Here is a 19,631-nt window from a genome sequence, read left to right on the forward strand (position 1 = left end):
GTATGTCGTCGCCTTTCTTTTCAAAACCCTGTTTCTAACAAAACAGGGTTTTTTATTCAAACTTTTTACTTGAATTGATTTAAGTAAATAAGGTACCTTAGCTCAGATGGTAGAGCAATGGACTGAAAATCCATGTGTCCCTGGTTCGATCCCTGGAGGTACCACATAATGCTCGGATGGTGAAATTGGTAGACACGCTGGACTTAAAATCCAGTGAACAGCAATGTTCGTGCGGGTTCAAGTCCCGCTCTGAGTACTAAAAACTTTAATTGGCTATGCTAATTAAAGTTTTTTTTTGGCTTAAAGTGAAAAAATATTTTTTTTAAAGTAAGTGAAAATTCTATTAAAAAGAGCTCTATTTAAACTTAGATTGCGTTAGGGATTGGATCGATATCCTTTTGCGAGACTAAATTCCCTTCGAAGCCTCTAAAATTTTTCGCAAAAGATTTAGTGTAAAGCCCGACCCGGAGGGAAACGCCATAATGATTTTTTAATTTTGTACCGTTGTAAAGCTTATTTTTATACTTCTTTTTATGTCGTATTCAAATTTTTTCTTTATCTACATCTGTTATGAAAGTAATTACACCATTCATGAAAACTTTTTGATCATCCCACATAGCTAAATGGCTTCCATTAGGACAATATAAATAACGGCCTTTTTGAACTAATTTACTTTGTTCTTCCATTGCTTTTGGATCCATTGTATCGTATTTAGCGCCAATCATTAAGGTAGGTACTGTAATTTCGTGTAAGCGATTTTTAATATCCCATTTGGCTAAGCGACCACTGATACCAAATTCGCTCGGACCTTGCATTATGGTATAGATTTCATTATTTATGTGTTTACTGGCGCGATTTAATCCGTCTGGCCATTCTTTTAATCGACATAAATGCTGTTGATAATAATTTGGAATGAGTAATTCCATATAACGGGGATTACTAAAATCTTTTTTTGCTTCAAGTGCTCTAATTTCTGCTAAAACTTCAGGTTTCATTTGTTTAGCTAATACTTCATCTGCATATTTTCCATAATCTGGTGCACTTGCCATCATATTTGAGATCAATAAACCTTTCATATTTTGTTGATATTTTAACGCATATTCCATCGCGAGAATTCCTCCCCACGAGTTACCCAGGACATAAAAATTGTTTTTATCTGCATTTATAGCTTTGCGTACCTGTTCAACTTCTTCTACAAAACGTTCGGTTGTCCATAAGCTGCTGTCTTTAGGCTGATCGCTGTAGTAAGAACCTAATTGGTCGTATTCATAAAATTCAAATCCTTCACGTTGAAAGAATGTTTCGAAACATTCCATATACTCGTGAGTCATTGCCGGGCCTCCGTGTAGTAATAGAATTTTTATTTTGGAATTATTACCAAAGCGTTTCGTCCATACTTTAAATTCTCCAACAGGAGTCTTTATGGGAATTAATCGAACCCCCGCTGTTTCTGTATTGTTTTCTTTATTGTAAGTAAAATAATCAGAAAGAGTATTTGATTTAGGTTCATTCTTACAAGATGTAAATAGTAAAATTGTAGCAAAGAAGGTAATAAAGCGCATAATTAGAATTTGAGTTATTAAATTATCTTAGTTTAATTTTTATGTCTATTAAAATATATGACAGAATATTATGATCGTGATTGTTGAAATGGAAACTATTTCGTGTATGGTCAGTGGCATTATCCATTTTTAAAGTGGTGAAATTTTGTTGTAACTTTTTTAATGATAATGAGTTACAATATAATAAAACTCCTTTTAAAATAATAAAGGATTCTTAAATTGATTTGAATATTTTTTTGCTTGTTGTAAATTAGTGAAAGAAAATTACTAATTTAAATATTAAAATCATGAAAAATATCATTCTTATTGCTGTATTATTACTTGGTTTGACAACGTCAGTCAATGCGCAGAAAAAAATTGAAATTAATGAATTGCCAAAGCCAGCACAGGATTTTTTAAAGAAACATTTTAGCTATACATCTGTAGATGTTGTTAAAAAAGACGCAGAACACGGTGAAAAAGGTTATGAAGTAAAACTTAAAGATGGTACGGAAGTAGAGTTCTGGAAAGACGGTTCATATCGGGAAGTCGACGGAGGTAAAAAACCAATTCCCACTGCATTTATTCCTGCATCTGTAAAAGATTATGTAGCAAAAAATCACCCAAAAGAAAAAATAACGCATATCGATTACGGTCACAAAGATCTTGATGTGGATTTAACAAATAATATCGATTTGGAATTTAGTAAAGAGGGTAAAATCCTAAAAGATAAAAAAGACAGATAATATATTGTTTACCAAACTAAAGCTCTTTGAATTATTACCCTTACTGATGGAATTAATTCAGATATTTTTTATTTAAAAACTGCTTTTTTTTCGAAAGATTATCTTGTCATAAAATAGTTTATATTTACATCTCATATCATTTATTTCATGGAAGAAAATAAACATGTAACGATTTACGACATTGCTGAAAGACTAAATCTTGCTACGTCAACTATTTCGCGTGCTTTAAAGGATCATCACACTATAAGTGATAAAACGATAAAAAAAGTAAAAAAAACAGCTGAAGAAATGGGTTTTGTTCCCAATACTTTAGCCGCTGGTTTGCGCGGAAACAAAACCAGGACTATTGGGGTTTTGATTCCAACTGTTACACAACCTTTTCTCTCTTCGTTAATTAGTGGTATCGAAATTACAGCTCAAAAATCTGATTATACTGTCATTATTATGCAATCGCATGATTCTTATTATGAAGAGGTTAATATGGCTAAATCATTGTATAGTAATCGTGTAAGTGGCGTTATTTGTTCACTGGCTATGGAAACGAGAGATACTGCCCATTTTCAGCAATTCTCGAATAATAATATTCCACTTGTGTTTGTAGACAGGGTTCCTAAAGATTATAATACTTTTAGAGTGGTTATTGATAATTATACTGCGGGTTATAAAGCGACCAAACATCTTATAGAGCAAGGGTGTATTCGTATTGCCCATTTAACTGCGGGATCAGAATTTGGAAATCTCTATAACGAAAGAAAAAGAGGGTATATTGAAGCCTTAAAAGATCATAATTTGCCAATTGATGAAGAATTAATCATTAATTTAAAATCAGTTACTTATGAAGAAGGTGTAAAAGCCAGTAATCAATTGTTTGATTTAGATCCAATTCCGGATGGACTTTTTGCACCGGGAGATATTATTGCAGTTAGTGCAGTTCAGACAGCTAAAAAAAGAGGGATAAAAGTTCCGGATGAAATAGCCATTATTGGTTTTAACAATGATCCAATTTCTCAAATAATCGATCCTAATATTTCGACAATTACCCATCCTGCAGAAAAAATGGGAAAAGCAGCTGCTGAAATTATCATCAAAAATTTGAAATCACAAAAAAGTGATGATGCAAAAGAAATTACCTTTTTAAATACTGAAGTACTTGCCAGAGAATCATCTGATAGAAAAAAAACTTTAGAAACGGCATCGAAATAATAGTATGAATACGATCATAATTCCTGATGATTTAAATCTGGAAAATTCACAGCATGTTCAGGTTTTTGATTATACTAGTTCAAAAGGAATATCTAAACAGAAAATCATTTTAAATCAAAACATATTTAGTTTTCTTATTGAAGGAACAAAGGAAGTTATTTTTGATAATTCGGCTTTGGCGATAGATGACTCTAAATTTCTGGTAATGAAATCCGGCAATTGTCTGATGACGGAAAAACTCTCGAATGTTTCAAATTACAGAAGTGTATTATTGTTTTTTTCTAATGAAATAGTATCACGATTTATTAGAAAAATGGAATTAAATAAGTTGGAATTAACAACTTATAGATCTGTTTATGCTTTTGAATATGATGCATTTCTAGAACGTTTTGTAGACAGCTTAGTAGATATTTCAAAACTTTCAGAAGATTTTCAAAAGAAAATACTGGAAGTTAAATTTGAAGAAATAATGCTTTATTTGACAGCAAAGTATGGAACCGAATTTCTTCATTCTTTAGCTCTAAATAGTGATAATGCTACGCAAAAGTTTATTCAGATTATAGAAAACAGTCATCTTAATAAGTTAACCTTAAAAGAATTGGCTTTTTTATGTAATATGAGTATATCTACTTTTAAAAGAGAATTCGAAAAGCATTATTCAGAATCACCTATAAAATGGTTTCAGAATAAAAGACTTGAATTTGCACATTATTTACTTCAGCAAGAACAAAAAAATCCATCTGAAATTTATTTTGAAGCGGGCTATGAAAATTTATCAAGCTTTACGCAGGCGTATAAATTAAAGTATGGCGTTACGCCAAAATATCATCAGAAAAATTGAGCTTTTAGCAATAGTTTTTGACTCTTTCTCTAAAGTTTCTTTTGCTTTACGGACTCTAAATTTACTTTAAATTTTAAAACTCAGTAAAATGAAAAAAGTAAATTTAATTTTGGTGTTATCCTTGATTTTTACCACAACAATTTTTGGACAAAAGACATTTACACTAACCAGTAATGATTTAGGAGGTCAGGCTTCTAAAACTCAGGAATTCAACGGATTTGGCTGTTCCGGAGAAAATGAATCGCCGCAATTGTTATGGAAGAATGCTCCGGTGGGAACAAAAAGTTTTGCTATAACAATGTACGATCCTGATGCGCCAACCGGAAGCGGATTTTGGCATTGGATCGTTTTTGATATTCCGGCAAATGTCAATGAATTAGTGACCAATGCGGGAACTAAAAACAATCTAATCCCAAAAGGTGCTATTCAAAGTATTACTGATTATGGCATTAAAGGATTTGGAGGTCCTTGTCCGCCTGAAGGTCACGGATTTCATCAATATATCATAACAGTTTATGCTCTTAAAACTGATAAATTGGGAACCGATGCAAATACAAATCCTGCTGTGGTAGGTTTTAATCTTTGGAATCAAACATTGGCTAAAGCTAGTATTGTGGCTTATTATAAGCGATAAATGTAAATATATTATTAGAATTTCAGGATTTAAATGTTGAAATTGACCCCGTTAAAGCAGGATAGTTTTTTAAATTATCCTGCTTTTATTTGTTATGGCAATATTTTTTTTCAAAAAAAGAGAGCTAAAATTTTTTTCTTAAATAACAATCTTATATTTTTACGCAACCGATTGCAATTATTGTTTTATTTATGATAATATATTTTTTGATTTAAAATTTTATTAAATATTCTTATTGTGATGTAAATTATTGAGATTTTGGAATTAAAGTTTTAACGGATTAAATTAAATAAATACATGACTTCATTAAGATTTGTTTTTTTATTTTTCTTGATTTTCCTTTCTGCTTCTGCTCAAAAGGATTATAAGTTATGGCTTCAATATGATAAGATTACAAATCCTCAAGTTGTTGAGGAATATAATTTAGCTATTAAAGGGATAGTTTCTTCAGGAAATTCTGAAACATCAAAGATTTATTTAAATGAAATAGAATCTGCTTTGTTTAGTATGTTAGGAAATAAAATTGAAATCAAGTCAAAATTAGAAGGTCAGGACAATCTAATCATTGGTTCTCAATCTTCTTTAAGCTCCGATATTCAAAAAATGCTACTATCTGATTTTGAAAAAATAAATTACGAAGGTTTTATTATTAAATCTATTTCAATAAAAAATAAAAAGCAGATTGTAATTACCGGAAAAAACGATGTTGCTGTTTTGTATGGCGTTTATAATTTTCTGAGGCTCATTCAGACTAATAAATCAATTAAAAATTTGAGTATTGTTGATTCTCCCAAAACAAATATCAGAATCTTAAATCATTGGGATAATTTAGACCGAACTGTAGAGCGGGGTTATGCAGGTTTCTCATTATGGAATTGGCAAAAACTTCCTGATTTTATCGATCAAAGATATATTGATTACGCGAGAGCAAATGCTTCAATTGGGATTAACGGAACGGTTTTGACAAATGTAAATGCAAATGCTTTGATTTTAACGCCACAATATTTAGAGAAAGTTGAGGCTTTAGCCAATGTATTCAGACCATATGGAATAAAAGTATATTTAACGGCGCGTTTTTCGGCACCAATAGAAATTGGAGGTTTAAAAACTGCTGATCCAAAAGATGTGGCTGTATCCAATTGGTGGAAAGAAAAAGCGAAAGAAATCTATAAAAGAATTCCTGATTTTGGTGGTTTTTTGGTAAAAGCAAATTCAGAAGGTCAGCCTGGTCCGCAAAATTATGGCAGAGATCATGTTGACGGCGCCAATATGCTTGCAGATGCTTTAGCTCCTTTTGGAGGTGTGGTTATGTGGAGGGCTTTTGTATATTCTGAACATGATACAAATGATCGTGCCAAACAAGCTTACGCCGAATTTCAGCCATATGACGGAAAATTTAAGGATAACGTAATCGTTCAGGTTAAAAACGGAGCTATAGATTTTCAGCCCAGAGAACCTTTTCATCCATTATTTGGCGCTATGCCAAAAACACCTTTAATGATTGAATTTCAAATTACGCAGGAATATCTGGGATTTAGTACTCATTTGGTGTATTTGCCTAAATTATTTCAGGAAGTTTTAGAATCAGATACGTATCAAAAGGGTAAAGGTTCTACTGTTGCCAAAGTAGTTGACGGATCTTTAAATCATAGCAAGCGTACCGGAATTGCCGGAGTTTCAAATATTGGTAATGATCTTAACTGGACTGGACATCCTTTTGCACAGGCAAATTGGTATGGCTTTGGGAGACTGGCCTGGGATCCGTATTTAGATTCTGAAGTTATTGCCAATGAATGGCTGCAATGTACTTTTTCGAACAACGAAAATTTTATTAAACCGGTTAAGGATATGATGATAAAATCACGTGAAGCAGTTGTAAATTATATGACACCACTTGGTTTGCATCATATCATGGATACTGGGCATCATTATGGTCCCGGACCTTGGGTAAGTAATTTATCAAGACCAGAATGGAATCCGACTTATTATCATAAAGCAGATAAAAACGGAATTGGTTTTGACCGGTCAAAAACAGGAACAAATGCAACTGCTCAATATGCAACAGAAGTAGAAAAGATGTTTGACAATCTTGCGACATGTCCGGAAATAGATTTATTATGGTTTCATCATGTTTCCTGGGATTATAAATTAAAAAATGGTCAAACACTCTGGAATGGCTTGGCATTAAAATACCAGGAAGGTGTAAATCAGGTTCAGGAAATGCAAAATACATGGAATAAAACCGAAAAATATATTGATGCTGAACGTTTTAAAGAAGTAAAGATGCTGCTAGAAATTCAGCATAAGGAAGCAAAATGGTGGCGAGACGCGTGTTTGTTGTATTTTCAGCAATATTCTGGTAAAGAGTTACCTGTTGGGGTAGAAAAACCAACACAAACATTAGAGTATTATAAATCATTAAAATTTCCGTTTACACCAGGAAATTAATATATAAAAATAAAAGAATATGAGTACAAAAACGGCTATTGTAACCGGAGGAAATTCAGGTTTGGGTTTTGCAATCGCAAAAAAATTATGTGAGAACGGAATCAAAACTTATATAATTGGAAGAGCAAAAGAAAAAACAGAAGAAGCTTGCAGGGAAATTGGCGAAAATGCGATTCCGGTTTTATTTGATTTAAACGATATTGCTGGGATTCCGACAATGATTGAAAGTATTGTAAAAAATAATCCAATTGATATTTTGGTAAATAATGCCGGAATCAATCTTAAAAAAGAATTTTCAGACGTAACAGATGAAGATTTTTTATCTGTAATTCATACCAATCTTTTGAGCGTTTTTGCTGTGAGTAGAGAAGTTGTAAAAAACATGAAAGCAAACACGGGCGGAAGTATTGTAAACATCAGCTCGATGGCCTCTCAATACGGAATCCCGAAAGTAATTGCGTATTCAGCAAGTAAAGGTGCGATAGAATCTATGACGCGTGCAATGGCGGTAGAATTGGCTCCGTTTGGTATTCGTGTAAACTGTATTGCACCGGGATTTATCAAAACAAAAATGTCATCTACAGCGCTTGACAATGATCCTGAAAGAAAAAATAAAGTGCTTTCCAGAACGCCAATGGGATTTTTAGGAGAACCATCTGATATTGCAGATGCCGTATATTATTTCGCTTTAAGCGAATCAAAATATACAACAGGAACCGTTTTGCCTGTTGATGGCGGAAACAGTATTGGTTTCTAATTATAAACAGTATTAAGCAATTAGAAAATTTATTTCTCAAATATAGATAGCGACAGTTTAAGCTATTTTTCTATATGTTATAATTTTAAAGTATTCATAAATAGTTAGTATTATGATAAAAATGCAGCAGACAATGCGATGGTTTGGACCTCAGGACAATGTTACTTTAATCGATATTAAACAAGCCGGAGCAACAGGAATTGTAACGGCTTTGCATCAAATTTCGGTTGGTGATATTTGGCAGGCTGCTGATATAAAAGAAAGACAACAAATAATTAAAGAAGCAGGATTAGAGTGGACCGTTGTAGAAAGTTTGCCGGTTCATGAAGAAATAAAACGAAGAACAGGAAACTATTTGCAATACATTGAGAACTATAAAACCAGTATAAAAAATTTATCAGATTGCGGTATTAAAATTATCACCTATAATTTTATGCCCATTTTAGACTGGGTGCGAACAGATCATAATTATATAAATCCGGACGGAAGTAAAGCTTTGCTATACAATCAGGATGCTTTTACTTATTTTGATGTTTTTCTTTTAAAAAGACCCAATGCAGAAAATGATTATTCTGAAGATCAGAAAGAAAATGCTTTGAAGTTTGGAAGTAGATTATCAGAATCAGAGAAAGAATTACTTTTTAAAAATGTATTACTGGGATTACCGGGAAGCAAAATTAATTTTACGGCAGAGCAAATTCTTTCGTTATTAGATAATTATGCTGATATTGATAATAATAAACTTAGAGAAAATCTTATTTATTTTTTATCAGAAGTAGCTCCGTTTGCTTCCGAATATGGAGCAAAACTAGCGATTCATCCGGATGATCCGCCATTTTCGGTTTTAGGTCTACCACGAATCGTTTCTACAGAACAAGATCTCAAAGCCATTTTTGATGCTGTTCCTTTCAATTCAAATGGATTGTGTTATTGTACCGGTTCTTTAGGAGCAAATCCGGATAATAATCTGGAAAAAATAATTGATGATTTTGGAGACAGAATTCACTTTTTACATCTTCGAAACACTTTCCGCGAAAGCAAAACTATTTTTAGGGAATCGGAGCATTTAAAAGGAGATACAAAAATGGAAGTTATTGTGGAGAAAATACTATTGTTGATGAATGCACTAAAAGTGAGTTTACCCATGCGCCCGGATCACGGTTTTTTGCATGCTGTTGATGAAAGAACAGAAACTTATCCGGGTTATTCTCTTGTTGGCAGATTAAAAGGACTTGCGGAATTAAGAGGTCTGGAAATGGGAATTGCGTATAAATTAAATTTATAAGTTTTGAAGTTAGACCTGACAGATTTTAAAAACCTGTGAGATCTCAGTTAAGCTTTCAGAAAGCTAGGATTCAGGTTAATAATATAAAAATATTTAAACAATGCATTTTATTAAATCTCCTATTTTTCAGTTATTTCTAGTGTTATTTCTATTCGGAATAAGCATGAGTTCATATGCAATAAATCCAGATAAGTATGTTGTAAACCAAGCTTCTGTCAAGAATTTTCCTTTGGTTTCAAAAGGGAAAATAGCTTCAGTTTTGGTGAGCGAAAAAGATTTTTCCGGAGTTTTGCGAGTTGCAGGACATTTAGAAAATGATCTTTTTAAGGTTTCAGATTTACATCCAAAAAGAATAAATAAAATTTCAGAGGCGCAGGATTTTATTGTCATTATAGGAACGATTGGTAAAAGTGAAATTATAGACCAATTAGCCCGAAAAGGAAAAATAGATGGGAATAAACTAAAAGGAAAATGGGAAAAATTCACGACTCAAATTGTCGATAATCCTGTAAAAGGGGTTAAAAAAGCATTAGTAATTGCAGGTTCAGATAAACGCGGAACGATTTACGGAATTTATGATTTATCGAATCAAATAGGAGTTTCTCCGTGGTATTTCTGGGCAGATGTTCCAGTTCAAAAACAACAAGAATTGCATGTAATCCCCGGAATTCACACAAAAGGAGAACCAAAAGTAAAATACCGCGGCATTTTTATAAATGATGAAGCTCCTGCATTATCCGGTTGGGCATTTGAAAAATATGGCGGATTTAATGCTAAATTCTATGATACTGTTTTTGAATTGATCCTGAGAATGAAAGGAAATTATTTGTGGCCATCGATGTGGGGAAGAATGTTTTATGTTGACGATCCTCAAAACGCGATTTTGGCAGATGAGTACGGAATTGTAATGGGAACTTCGCATCACGAACCTTTGACCAGAGCACATGCAGAATGGTCAGCTTTAGGAAAAGGAAAATGGGATTTTAGTACCAATTCTGAAAATTTGATTTCGTTCTGGAAAGACGGAATGAAGAGAATGGGCAATAAGGAAAGTATTGTAACTGTTGGGATGCGTGGTGATGGTGATGAGCCGATGACGCAGGGAACGGCAATTGGTTTGTTAGAAAATATCGTAAAAACACAAAGAGATATCATTGCAGAAGTAACTAAAAAACCAGCTGAAGAAACGCCGCAAATGTGGGCACTTTATAAAGAAGTTCAGGATTATTATGATAAAGGAATGCAAGTTCCGGATGATATTACACTTTTGCTGTGTGATGATAATTGGGGGAATATCAGGAAATTACCAGAACTGAATTCAAAACCAAGAAAAGGCGGTTACGGTATTTATTATCATTATGATTATGTTGGAGGACCAAGAAATTATAAATGGATCAATACCAACCAAATCGAGCGTACGTGGGAGCAAATGGATCTGGCGTATCAATATGGTGTTGATAAAATCTGGATTGTAAATGTGGGGGATATTAAACCAATGGAATTTCCTATTGAATTTTTTCTGGATATGGCATGGAATCCAGAAGCTTTTAATGCCGGAAATTTAGATGATTATTATGTGAATTGGGCTAAAGAAAACTTTGCGAATCAATATCCTGAAGAAATTGCCGAAATCATAAAATTATACACGAAATACAATGCGCGCAGAAAACCTGAATTGCTGGATGCTAAAACTTATAGTATTATCAATTATAATGAAGCAAATCGCGTTGTGGCAGAGTATCAAAAACTGGTTGAAAAAGCCAATTCAATCAATGAAAATTTGAAACCAGAATATAAAGATGCTTTTTATCAATTGGTTTTATTTCCTGTTTTAGCAAGTTCAAATTTGAATGAAATGTATGTCGCTGCCGCTAAAAATCAGCTGTATGTAAGTCAGGGAAATGCCATTGCAAATGTGTATGCTGAAAAAGTAAAAAAGTTATTTGAAAGAGACAGTCTGCTCACGAATTATTTTCATACGCAATTAGCAAATGGCAAATGGAATTATATGATGTCACAAACACATATTGGTTATGATAATTGGCAGCAACCAGATAAAAATATAATTCCAAAAACAAAAACAATCGAACCTGCCATAAAAGAGGAGACAAAGATTGCTGCAGAGGATTTTTCAAAGACTGAAATAGCGATTAATAAAAACAGAGATTTAGATTCTGTTCGAGGTTTTGTTGAGAACAACGGTTACATTTCAATAGAAAGTAAAAATTATTCTAAAGCAATAAATTCTGATGCAGCAAAATGGACCATAATTCCAAATCTTGGTAAAACAGATTCTGGAATAACAATAAAGCCTTCGAATATTCAGGCAATTGAAATCTCAGAAAAATCGCCAAGATTAGAATATGATGTGCATTTTTTCAGTAAAGGAAACGTGAAAGTGTATGCCTATTTTTCGCCAACAATAAATTTTAAAATCGGTGACGGCTTGAAATACGGAATTGCGTTTGATGATAAAAAACCGCAGATAATGAACCTCAACGCAGATTCTTCAGAGAAAGCCTGGGCTGAATCTGTTGCGAATAATATCAAAATAATAACTTCAACGCATACGATTGACAACCCTGGAAACCACGTTTTAAAGATTTACGGAATTGATACGGCTTTGGTGCTTCAGAAGATTGTAATAGAAACTGAAGAAGGAAAAGTTTTGGAGTCGTATTTAGGACCGCCAGAGAGTTTTAAGAAAGAATGATTCTGTAACATAACACGTTTTTTGTTTCTGAATATAAATTAGACCTGAAAAGTTTTTAAAACCTGTCAGATCTCCGTTGAGAAACTATGTTAAACTATTAACTATTAAACCAAAAGATATGAAATTTATTAATCCTTATTTAATTGCTGTCACAACTTTGCTGGCTGTTAGTTGTACTTCGCATAAAGAAACTGCTTCATTAAAAGAAGCGTACAAAGACGATTTTTATATTGGTACAGCTTTAAGCGCCAGTCAAATTGAAGAAAAAGATGCTAAAGAAGATTCGCTGATTTGTAAACAATTCAATGCAATTACGGCCGAAAACATTATGAAATCGATGTTTATACATCCGCAAAAGGACAAATATGATTTTGCATTGGCAGATAAATTTGTGACTTTTGGAGAAAAAAATAAAATGTTTATTCACGGACATACTTTGATTTGGCACAGTCAACTTGCTCCATGGATGGAAAAGATTAAAGACAGTACTGAGATGAAAGCTTTTATGAAAGATCATATCACGACAATTGTTTCTAAATATAAAGGAAGGATCAATTCGTGGGATGTTGTTAATGAAGCTTTAAACGAAGATGGAACATTACGAAAATCGGTTTTTTTGAATACCCTTGGAGAAAATTACCTTGTTGATGCTTATAAATTGGCAGCAGCTGCTGACCCAAAAGTCGATTTATATTACAATGATTATAATCTTGAAGATCCGGCAAAGAGAGAAGGTGCAATCAGACTGGTAAAAAAAATAAAAGCTGCCGGAGGAAAAATTGACGGAATAGGAACTCAGGCACATTGGAAATTGAATAGTCCATCGCTGGAAGAAATTGAGAAAAGTATTTTAGCATATTCGGCTTTAGGGGTTAAAGTTGCTTTTACAGAATTGGATATTACTGTTTTACCAAATCCATGGGATTTAAAAGGCGCTGATGTAAATCAGAATTTTGAAAATAACCCTAAGATGAATCCATATCCTAAAACTCTTCCGGATTCTGTTCAGACTAAATTAGCGCGGCGTTATGCTGATATTTTTAAACTATTTCTAAAACACAAAGATAAAATTAGCAGAGTAACTTTTTGGGGCGTTCACGATAGACAATCCTGGCTGAATGACTGGCCAATAAAAGGCAGAACAAATTATCCTTTATTGTTTGATACAATGCTGCAGCCTAAAAAAGCATACGATAGCGTAATGGAATTAAAAGCGGTAAAACAATAATTTTTGAAGTGAAAAAGAAATCCTTTTTGCAAGATATTTTACAATCGGTTGTTTTTAGAATTATTAATGAAATAAAGCAAACTAAATTTGCATAATATGTTTTTTTAGCTAAATTTACACAACCGATTGTTTAAATCGGATAGTACTTGTTTTTAAAGCATTAGAGAGATAAAATGAATCAAAAAATGATAAAATAAATTCTTATTATTATAAAGTCAAAAAAACAATTTTGATTTTAAACTAACCAAAATAACCACAAACCAATAATGAATTACATTTCTCAAAAATTATCAATTAAAGAAAAAATCGGATACAGCTTAGGCGACCTTGCGGCAAATTTAGTTTTTCAGACGCTGATGACGTATCTGGCTTATTTTTATACAGATATTTACGGATTATCGCCAACTCATTCCTCAATAATAATGCTGGTAGTAGGTTTAATTGCCGCTTTTATTTTTAACCCAATTATTGGAGTTCTGGCAGACAGAACAAGTACAAAATGGGGCAAGTTCAGGCCCTGGATTTTAATTACTGCAATACCATTAGGAGCAATTGCTTTATTAGCTTTTACAACACCTGATTTTTCGTATCAGGGAAAAGTAATTTATGCTGTTATAACCTATACTTTATTATTGCTTTTTTACGCCAGTAATAATTTGCCTTATTCAGCTTTAAGCGGCGTAATTACCGGAGATATGCGAGAAAGAAACAGTTTGTCATCCTACCGTTTTGTAGCGGTAATGTTTGCACAATTCTTTGTTCAGGTTTTTATGCTCGGGATTATTAAAAGTGCTGGAAATGGTGACAAAGCAATTGGTATCGAGAAAGTAATGACTGCTCTGGCAATTATTGGGACAATAATGCTTTTAATCACTTTTTTGACTACAAAAGAACGTATTATTCCAAAACCGGAACAAAAATCAAGCATAAAAGAAGATTTAAGCGATTTAATGAAAAATAAGCCGTGGGTAATCATGTTGAGTTTAACCACATTAGTTTTTATAACCCTGGCAATGAAAGGAGGATCGTATGTGTATTATTTTGAAAATTATGTAAATAAGGAACAATTGGCCATTTTTATCCAGCCAATTTTAGAGGTATTATCAAACATAGGATTAAATTATTTTGGGAATGATCCAATAGCGGCAGGATTTGGATTGTTTAATGCTGGCGGAATCATCTTTATGATTGTTGGAATCACATTGTCTAAAAGTCTGGCAGATAAATACGGGAAACGAAACATATTTGGGTTATTTCTATTCATTTCGACTTTGTTTATTATGGCGTTTTATTTTTTTTCGTCAACGTCTATTCGTTTGATATTCTTCTCCCAAATTTTTCACGGATTTTTCTACGGCATAACAATTCCAATTCTTTGGGCGATGATTGCAGATGTTGCAGATTACTCAGAATGGCTGAATAATCGCCGCGCAACAGCGATCATTTTTTCGGCAATGATGGTAGGTTTAAAAGCCGGTTTAAGCATTGGAGGAGCTTTAACAACACTGGTTTTAGGATATTTTCATTATAAACCCAATTCATTAACGCAAACAGAAACTGCTATAAACGGCATAAAATTATTGGTAAGTATATTTCCCTCCATTCCCTTTTTAGTTGGGGCTGCGTTATTGTTTTTTTATAAAATCAATAAAAAAATGGAAGTTCAGATCGAAACTGATTTAAAAGAAAGAAGAACTTAATTATTTAAAATATAACATAAAAACGACTATGCCTGAAGATAGTATTGAAAAAATTAATTTTGAAAGAATTAATGAATTGGCCATTTCCAAGCCTTTAGTTTCGCATATGTATACGGCTGATCCATCAGCACATGTATTCAACGGGAAAATTTATATTTATCCTTCGCATGATATCGATGCCGGGATTCCATTTAATGATAATGGAGATCATTTTGGTATGGAAGATTATCATGTTTTTTCGATGGAAGATATTCAGTCAGAAGTGGTCGATAATGGCATTGCGTTGCATGTAAATGAGGTTGAATGGGCCGAAAAGCAAATGTGGGCGCCTGATGCAGCTTGTAAAAATGGAAAGTATTATTTGTATTTTCCGGCGAAACGCGCCAATGGAATCTTTCAGATTGGTGTTGCCGTGAGCGATTCGCCTGTTGGTCCTTTTTTACCGCAACCAGATGCTATAAAAGGAAGTTATAGCATTGATCCTGCTGTTTTTGAGGACGAAGATGGGAAACATTATATTTATTTTGGCGGAATTTGGGGCGGACAGCTTCAAAAATACCGAAACAATACATACAATTCTGATTATGAAGAACCAACAGGCATCAAACCGGCTTTAGGACCTATAGTTGCCTTGTTAAGAGATGATATGTTAGAATTTGCCGAAGATCCAAAAGAAATCAAAATCCTGGATGAAAAAGGAGCAGTTTTACTGGCAAACGACAATGATCGTCGTTTTTTTGAAGCTTCATGGGTGCACAAATACGATGATAAATATTATTTTTCCTATTCTACCGGTGACACTCATTTTATTTGTTACGCAATAGGCGATAATCCGTATGGGCCTTTTACCTATCAGGGGCGAATTTTAAATCCTGTTGTGGGCTGGACTTCACATCATTCTATTTGTAAAGTCGATAACGAATGGTATTTATTTTATCACGATTCGAGCTTGTCAAAAGGAGTAACACATTTGCGAAGCATGAAGGTAACTAAAATTGATTATCTCGAAGATGGTACAATCGTCACCATAGATCCTTATGGTATACGAAGAAAAATAGAGTAAGATTTTGTTTGTTGAAAATAATAATAATCGGTTTTAAATTTTATTTTCTATGAAAAAAGGAGATGAAAAGGATACAAATACAGCCAGTCAATATACCGCTAACAAAATAGAAATTGATTGTGTGATCTTTAATTTTGAAGGTGAAATTTTGAAGGTCTTGCTGGTAAAACAAAAAGACAATCAGGGAAACACAACTTGTCAACTTGCTAATGATTGTATAAAAAAAGGGGAAACGATATCAGGCACGGCACAAAATATTCTGAAAAAGTATATTGGTGTTGGTAATTTCTTTCTGGAACAATTGAAAGCCTTTGGTTATCCGTCTCCATCATCCTCTTATGAAGACATTTCGATAGGATATTATGCTATGGTAAAAACTGAGGATAAAGATGTAGAAAATAATGTTTTTAACTTAAATGTGGAGTGGGTTGCGGTTAACGAAATTTCAGGTTTAAATGATAAACATAAAGTAATATTAGATTATAGCCTAAAAGAATTGCGACAAAATATTTGCAAAAGTGCCATTGGATTTAATTTGTTGCCGGAGAAATTTACCTTATTGCAAGTCATGCATCTTTATGAAGAAATCCTTGGAATAGAAATCAATAAATCTAACTTTAGAAGAAAGATATTGCAAATGAATTTAGTACACGATTCAAACCAGAAAGAAGAAGCTGTTTCGCACCGGGCTGCAAAATTTTACAGTCTCAATATGCAGCAACATGAAATGTTAGCTCATAGAGAACTAAATTTTAATTTTTAAAGAATCGTTTCAACTGATGATGGTTTGCGTGAGGGATAGCAGCGTAAAGCCCACAGCCTGACGAAGGAAGAGCGAGGACTTGCAGCGAATAGCCCGACCCGGAGGGACACGCCCAAATTATAAGATTGAATGGCGTAACATTTTTAGCACAATTAGTGATTTTTTATAAAAAGCGAATAGTTATTTTAGCATACCAGAACAGAACAGTATGATAAGCGAAAATATAGAGAAATTTGTTTTTACCATAAATCACGAAAGTGATATTCCGAAATACCAGCAATTAGTAAACGGAATCAATAATGCAATTGCAGAAAATATTTTACAAAAAGGTGATTTGTTACCGTCTGTGAATAGTATTTGCAAAACGAATCAGTTATCCAGAGATACGGTTTTTAAGGCTTATTCTATTTTAAAGGATCAAAAAGTCGTTGATTCTGTACCTAATAAGGGATATTATGTATTGGGAGAAACCAGAAAAGTGCTTTTAGTATTAGATACTTTCAAAGCGTACAAAGAAGTTTTGTACCATTCGTTTGTAAATAATCTGCCAGATAATGTGATTACAGATGTGCAGTTTCATCATTATAATATTGATGTTTTTAAAACCATCATTAATAATAGTGTTGGAAAGTATTATAAATACGTAGTGATGAATTTTGACCATAAAGAAGTTTTACCCACTTTATCTGCCATTGCAAATGATAAGTTATTACTGATTGATTGGAATATTCATACTGAAAAGCAAAATAATTATGTTTTTCAGGATTTTGGCAAAGCATTTTATGAGTCTTTAGAAAAGGCGCAAGATTTATTTAAAAAGTATAAAAGCGTTCATTTCATTTATCCGGATTATACCCATCATCCTAAAGAAACATTAGAATATTTTAAGAAGTTTTGTATCGATTTCAAGTTTAAATATGAGGTTATTACAAATTCAAAAAAGTTTAATATCGAAAAAGGAATTGCTTACATCAGTGTGAGTGATAGAATTTTAGGTCATTTTTTAGAGCAATGCAAAGAGAAAGACCTGGAGCCGGGAACAGATGTTGGGTTTTTGTCTTATAACGAAACGCCAATGAAGAAATTTATTTATAAAGGGATTTCAGTTGTTTCGACTGATTTTAATGAATTAGGAACAAAAGCAGCGGCATTTATTACGCACGATGAGGTTGTGCAGCGTTATGTGCCAACAAATTTAATTTTAAGAGAATCATTATAAGTTATGTATTATATAGGATATGACATTGGAAGTTCTTCTGTAAAAGTTGCCTTAGTGGAAGCTGAAACAGGGAAAAAAATAATCGTTTTGAATGAACCTCAAAACGAAATGGAAATTGTGTCCTTACATGCAGATTGGGCAGAACAAGATCCTGAAATTTGGTGGCAGCACATTTGCACGGGAACTAAAAGAGCAATTCGCGAAGCCAATATTGAGGCGTCTAAAATTCAGGGAATTGGAATTTCGTACCAAATGCACGGATTGGTTATTGTGGATAAAGAAGGAAATGCACTTCGCAATTCTATTATTTGGTGCGACAGCCGTGCAGTTGAAATTGGCAATAAGGCTTTCGCCGAAATTGGAGAAGAAAAATGTATGGATCATTTACTGAATTCTCCGGGAAATTTTACCGCTTCGAAACTTAAATGGGTAAAAGAAAATGAACCTGAAATCTATCATCAGGTTTATAAATACATGCTGCCCGGAGATTATATCGCTTATAAATTAACAGGTGATATTACGACCACAAAAAATGGTTTGTCTGAAGGAATGCTTTGGGATTATAAAGAAAACAAAGTTGCCAATTGGCTCTTGGACTATTACGGAATTGATCAGTCATTGACGCCTAATATTGTTGAAAATTTCACCAATCAGGGAGTTTTAAACGAGAAAGGAGCAAGAGAATCCGGACTTCCTGCAGGTATTCCGGTAGTTTACAGAGCCGGAGACCAGCCCAATAATGCGCTATCACTGAATGTATTGAATCCGGGAGAAGTTGCTGCAACAGGAGGAACATCGGGTGTTTTTTATGCCGTTAGTGAATTGTCTTCAGGCAAAAGTACGAGAGTGAACAATTTTGTACACGTGAATTATGAACTGGAAACTCCGCGAATTGGTAAATTATTAAATATAAACGGAGCCGGAATTCAGTACCGTTGGCTGCGAAATAATATGGGAGATGAAAGTTACGAGTCGATGAACCGGAAAGCTTCAAAAATTGACATAGGTTCAGATGGCGTAGTCGTGATTCCGTTTGGAAATGGAGCCGAGCGTATGTTCAACAATAAAAACATTGGAACACATTTTTTAAACCTCAACTTAAACATTCATAATAATGCACATTTGTTCAGAGCTTCTCTAGAAGGAATTGCTTTTTCGTTTATGTACGGAATGGAATGTCTAAAAGAGGATGATACAACTATAAATGTAATCAGGGCAGGGAATGATAATTTATTTCGTTCAGAGATTTTCTCGAATACTGTGGCCACATTAATAGGACATGAAATCGAGATTTATAACACAACAGGCGCAGTAGGAGCTGCCAGAGCAGTAGGTTTAAAAGATGGTGATTATGAAAAATTTGGTTCGGGTATTACGACCAACGATCACGTCATGACTTTTTTACCGCTAAAAAACAAAGAGCCATATGAGAAGGCATATCAAAAATGGAAACAAGAATTAGAATTTATATTAACACATAAAAAATAAAA

15 protein-coding genes and 2 tRNA genes are annotated in these 19,631 nt (G+C 33.4%); 16 read left to right on the plus strand and 1 reads right to left on the minus strand.

Annotated elements, in window-relative coordinates; genetic code table 11:
* Nucleotides 1–91: 91 nt before the first annotated feature.
* Together BXU01_RS22820 and BXU01_RS22825 are read left to right on the plus strand one after the other, a co-directional pair.
* A tRNA-Phe gene (locus BXU01_RS22820) sits at nucleotides 92–164 on the plus strand.
* Between the two features lie 6 nt (nucleotides 165–170).
* Nucleotides 171–256 (plus strand) — tRNA-Leu (locus BXU01_RS22825).
* Between the two features lie 286 nt (nucleotides 257–542).
* Here BXU01_RS22825 and BXU01_RS22830 read toward each other — a convergent pair.
* Nucleotides 543–1,562, minus strand: a complete 1,020-nt coding sequence (locus BXU01_RS22830) for a proline-specific peptidase family protein (RefSeq protein WP_083696011.1) — start codon at nucleotides 1,560–1,562, stop codon at nucleotides 543–545.
* Between the two features lie 287 nt (nucleotides 1,563–1,849).
* Between BXU01_RS22830 and BXU01_RS22835 the strand changes: the two genes are divergently transcribed.
* The 14 genes from BXU01_RS22835 (at nucleotide 1,850) to BXU01_RS22900 (ending at nucleotide 19,629) form a co-directional block, all read left to right on the plus strand.
* The gene (locus tag BXU01_RS22835) at nucleotides 1,850–2,287 is read left to right on the plus strand and encodes a PepSY-like domain-containing protein (RefSeq protein WP_083696014.1); all 438 of its coding nucleotides are present in this window, start codon (nucleotides 1,850–1,852) and stop codon (nucleotides 2,285–2,287) included.
* A 147-nt stretch (nucleotides 2,288–2,434) separates the two neighbouring features.
* A complete protein-coding gene (locus tag BXU01_RS22840; RefSeq protein ID WP_083696017.1) occupies nucleotides 2,435–3,490 on the plus strand; it encodes a LacI family DNA-binding transcriptional regulator in 1,056 nt (351 codons plus the stop codon).
* A 4-nt stretch (nucleotides 3,491–3,494) separates the two neighbouring features.
* On the plus strand, nucleotides 3,495–4,331 hold the full coding sequence (locus BXU01_RS22845) for an AraC family transcriptional regulator (RefSeq protein WP_083696020.1): 837 nt from the start codon (nucleotides 3,495–3,497) through the stop codon (nucleotides 4,329–4,331).
* Nucleotides 4,332–4,419: 88 nt separating this feature from the next.
* Complete coding sequence (locus tag BXU01_RS22850) at nucleotides 4,420–4,965, plus strand: YbhB/YbcL family Raf kinase inhibitor-like protein (RefSeq protein WP_083696023.1); 546 nt, start codon at nucleotides 4,420–4,422, stop codon at nucleotides 4,963–4,965.
* A 297-nt stretch (nucleotides 4,966–5,262) separates the two neighbouring features.
* Entirely contained in the window at nucleotides 5,263–7,413 is a 2,151-nt protein-coding gene (locus BXU01_RS22855; RefSeq protein WP_083696026.1) for an alpha-glucuronidase family glycosyl hydrolase, read from the plus strand.
* 19 nt (nucleotides 7,414–7,432) lie between these two features.
* Nucleotides 7,433–8,170 (plus strand): SDR family NAD(P)-dependent oxidoreductase, encoded by a 738-nt coding sequence (locus BXU01_RS22860; RefSeq protein ID WP_083696028.1) that lies wholly within the window; start codon nucleotides 7,433–7,435, stop codon nucleotides 8,168–8,170.
* A gap of 121 nt (nucleotides 8,171–8,291) precedes the next feature.
* The gene (gene uxuA, locus BXU01_RS22865) at nucleotides 8,292–9,455 is read left to right on the plus strand and encodes a mannonate dehydratase (protein ID WP_123774171.1); all 1,164 of its coding nucleotides are present in this window, start codon (nucleotides 8,292–8,294) and stop codon (nucleotides 9,453–9,455) included.
* 100 nt (nucleotides 9,456–9,555) lie between these two features.
* The gene (locus BXU01_RS22870) at nucleotides 9,556–12,168 is read left to right on the plus strand and encodes a glycosyl hydrolase 115 family protein (RefSeq protein WP_083696034.1); all 2,613 of its coding nucleotides are present in this window, start codon (nucleotides 9,556–9,558) and stop codon (nucleotides 12,166–12,168) included.
* A gap of 118 nt (nucleotides 12,169–12,286) precedes the next feature.
* Nucleotides 12,287–13,396 carry an endo-1,4-beta-xylanase gene (locus BXU01_RS22875; RefSeq protein ID WP_083696124.1) on the plus strand — a complete coding sequence of 370 codons (1,110 nt, stop codon included), beginning with the start codon at nucleotides 12,287–12,289 and terminating at the stop codon, nucleotides 13,394–13,396.
* A gap of 266 nt (nucleotides 13,397–13,662) precedes the next feature.
* A complete protein-coding gene (locus tag BXU01_RS22880) occupies nucleotides 13,663–15,096 on the plus strand; it encodes an MFS transporter (protein WP_083696036.1) in 1,434 nt (477 codons plus the stop codon).
* A 28-nt stretch (nucleotides 15,097–15,124) separates the two neighbouring features.
* Nucleotides 15,125–16,159, plus strand: coding sequence for a glycoside hydrolase family 43 protein (locus tag BXU01_RS22885; protein WP_083696039.1), 1,035 nt, complete (start codon nucleotides 15,125–15,127; stop codon nucleotides 16,157–16,159).
* A gap of 49 nt (nucleotides 16,160–16,208) precedes the next feature.
* Nucleotides 16,209–16,922, plus strand: coding sequence for an NUDIX hydrolase (locus tag BXU01_RS22890; protein WP_083696042.1), 714 nt, complete (start codon nucleotides 16,209–16,211; stop codon nucleotides 16,920–16,922).
* 208 nt (nucleotides 16,923–17,130) lie between these two features.
* Entirely contained in the window at nucleotides 17,131–18,141 is a 1,011-nt protein-coding gene (locus BXU01_RS22895; RefSeq protein WP_083696044.1) for a GntR family transcriptional regulator, read from the plus strand.
* Between the two features lie 3 nt (nucleotides 18,142–18,144).
* On the plus strand, nucleotides 18,145–19,629 hold the full coding sequence (locus BXU01_RS22900) for a xylulokinase (protein WP_083696047.1): 1,485 nt from the start codon (nucleotides 18,145–18,147) through the stop codon (nucleotides 19,627–19,629).
* Nucleotides 19,630–19,631: the final 2 nt, after the last annotated feature.

The organism is [Flexibacter] sp. ATCC 35103, from assembly GCF_001975985.1.
Lineage (GTDB): Bacteria > Bacteroidota > Bacteroidia > Flavobacteriales > Flavobacteriaceae > Flavobacterium.

Bases quoted from the DNA above. Each gene is read 5' to 3' on its own strand.
- BXU01_RS22895 (WP_083696044.1), top strand. From the start codon at position 17,131: ATGATAAGCGAAAATATAGAGAAATTTGTTTTTACCATAAATCACGAA.
- BXU01_RS22850 (WP_083696023.1), top strand. From the start codon at position 4,420: ATGAAAAAAGTAAATTTAATTTTGGTGTTATCCTTGATTTTTACCACA.
- BXU01_RS22885 (WP_083696039.1), top strand. From the start codon at position 15,125: ATGCCTGAAGATAGTATTGAAAAAATTAATTTTGAAAGAATTAATGAA.
- uxuA (WP_123774171.1), top strand. From the start codon at position 8,292: ATGCAGCAGACAATGCGATGGTTTGGACCTCAGGACAATGTTACTTTA.
- BXU01_RS22860 (WP_083696028.1), top strand. From the start codon at position 7,433: ATGAGTACAAAAACGGCTATTGTAACCGGAGGAAATTCAGGTTTGGGT.
- BXU01_RS22840 (WP_083696017.1), top strand. From the start codon at position 2,435: ATGGAAGAAAATAAACATGTAACGATTTACGACATTGCTGAAAGACTA.
- BXU01_RS22830 (WP_083696011.1), bottom strand. From the start codon at position 1,562: ATGCGCTTTATTACCTTCTTTGCTACAATTTTACTATTTACATCTTGT.
- BXU01_RS22900 (WP_083696047.1), top strand. From the start codon at position 18,145: ATGTATTATATAGGATATGACATTGGAAGTTCTTCTGTAAAAGTTGCC.
- BXU01_RS22835 (WP_083696014.1), top strand. From the start codon at position 1,850: ATGAAAAATATCATTCTTATTGCTGTATTATTACTTGGTTTGACAACG.
- BXU01_RS22870 (WP_083696034.1), top strand. From the start codon at position 9,556: ATGCATTTTATTAAATCTCCTATTTTTCAGTTATTTCTAGTGTTATTT.
- BXU01_RS22845 (WP_083696020.1), top strand. From the start codon at position 3,495: ATGAATACGATCATAATTCCTGATGATTTAAATCTGGAAAATTCACAG.
- BXU01_RS22855 (WP_083696026.1), top strand. From the start codon at position 5,263: ATGACTTCATTAAGATTTGTTTTTTTATTTTTCTTGATTTTCCTTTCT.
- BXU01_RS22875 (WP_083696124.1), top strand. From the start codon at position 12,287: ATGAAATTTATTAATCCTTATTTAATTGCTGTCACAACTTTGCTGGCT.
- BXU01_RS22880 (WP_083696036.1), top strand. From the start codon at position 13,663: ATGAATTACATTTCTCAAAAATTATCAATTAAAGAAAAAATCGGATAC.
- BXU01_RS22890 (WP_083696042.1), top strand. From the start codon at position 16,209: ATGAAAAAAGGAGATGAAAAGGATACAAATACAGCCAGTCAATATACC.